The sequence below is a fragment of the Colwellia sp. BRX9-1 genome, assembly GCF_014077195.1.
Lineage (GTDB): Bacteria > Pseudomonadota > Gammaproteobacteria > Enterobacterales > Alteromonadaceae > Colwellia_A.
The window spans coordinates 1-1895 of the sequence record NZ_JACGVM010000050.1; the positions used below are offsets into that span (position 1 = coordinate 1).

Here is a 1895-nt window from a genome sequence, read left to right on the forward strand (position 1 = left end):
GTGTCACCAGCACCATCGGTAACTGTATATGTAATAACAGGAACAGCACCGTTGAAATTATCATTAGGTGTGAAGGTATAACTACCATCGGTATTTAAAGTTAACTCACCTTCAGTGAGAATAACCGTGTCACCTGCATTGTACGTATTCCCACCAACTGTAAAGCTAGTGACAGTTAGTGGACCGTCTGCTGTTTCAGCATTATCTAACACATTGCCCGTGGCGGTTGTATCTTCAGCTATCGTGACAGTTTCACTATCATCACTTAAATCTGACACTGGTGTTACTGAAATTGTTAAAGTTGAAATTTCTGTGTCACCAGCACCATCGGTAATGGTGTAACTGATCACTGGCACAGCACCATTAAAGTTGTCATTCGGTGTAAAAGTGTAGCTACCGTCTGCATTTAAAGTGAGTTCACCTTCCGCAAGAGTAACCGTGTCACCTGCATTGTACGTATTCCCATCAACAGTAAAACTCGTTACGGTCATTGGAGCATCTGCTGTTTCAGCATTATCTAACACATTGCCTGTGGCGGTTGTATTTTCTGCGACAGAAACGGTTTCATTATCATCACTTAAATCTGACACTGGAGTTACTGAAATTGTTAAGGTAGAGCTCTGTGTATCACCCGCACCATCAGTAACGGTATAAGTAATAACAGGCACAGCACCGTTGAAATTGTCATTGGGTGTAAAAGTGTAGCTACCGTCTGCATTTAAAGTGAGTTCACCTTCCGCAAGAGTAACCGTATCACCTGCATTGTACGTATTCCCACCAACACTAAAGCTGGTGACGGTCATTGGACCGTCTGCCGTTTCAGCATTGTCTAAAACATTGCCTGTTGCTGTTGTATCTTCTGCAACAGTGACAGTTTCATTATCGTCGCTCAGATCAGACACTGGAGTTACTGAAATTGTTAAGGTAGAGCTCTGTGTATCACCAGCACCATCGGTAACTGTATAAGTAATAACGGGTACGCTACCATTGAAGTTATCATTCGGTGTAAAAGTGTAGCTACCGTCTGCATTTAAGGTGAGCTCACCTTCCGTAAGAGTAACCGTGTCACCTGCATTGTACGTATTCCCACCAACTGTAAAGCTGGTGACGGTCATTGGACCATCGGCAGTTTCTGCATTGTCTAAAACATTGCCCGTGGCAGTTGTGTCTTCTGCAACAGAAACAGTTTCACTATCATCACTTAGATCTGAAACCGGTGTCACTGAAATAGTTAGGGTAGAACTCTGAGTGTCACCAGCACCATCGGTAACGGTGTAGCTGATCACTGGCACGGCACCGTTGAAATTGTCATTAGGTGTGAAGGTATAACTACCATCGGTATTTAAAGTTAACTCACCTTCCGTAAGAGTAACCGTGTCACCTGTATTGTACGTATTCCCACCAACAGTAAAACTGGTGACAGTTAATGGACCGTCTGCAGTTGCTGCGTTATCGAGGACATTACCTGTTGCTGTTGTATCTTCTGCTATTGTGACAGTTTCACTATCATCACTTAGATCTGAAACCGGTGTCACTGAAATAGTTAGGGTAGAACTCTGAGTATCACCAGCACCATCAGTAACGGTGTAGCTGATCACTGGCACAGCACCATTGAAATTGTCATTGGGTGTGAAGGTATAGCTACCATCGGTATTTAAAGTTAACTCACCTTCAGTGAGAGTAACGGTATCACCTGCACTATATGTATTACCACCGACAGTAAAGCTAGTGACGGTCATTGGACCATCTGCTGTTTCAGCATTATATAACACATTGCCTGTGGCGGTTGTATCTTCTGCGACAGAAACGGTTTCATTATCATCACTTAAATCTGAAACTGGAGTTACTGAAATTGTTAGCGTAGAACTTTCGGTATCACCAGCACCATCTGTAAC

Annotated in this window: 1 protein-coding gene; it reads right to left on the reverse strand. The window is 43.3% G+C overall.

Annotation, left to right across the window (positions count from 1 at the left end; all coding sequences use genetic code 11):
• On the reverse strand, positions 1-1895 hold a 1895-nt coding region (locus H4J76_RS19410; protein WP_182231136.1), incomplete at both ends, for a tandem-95 repeat protein.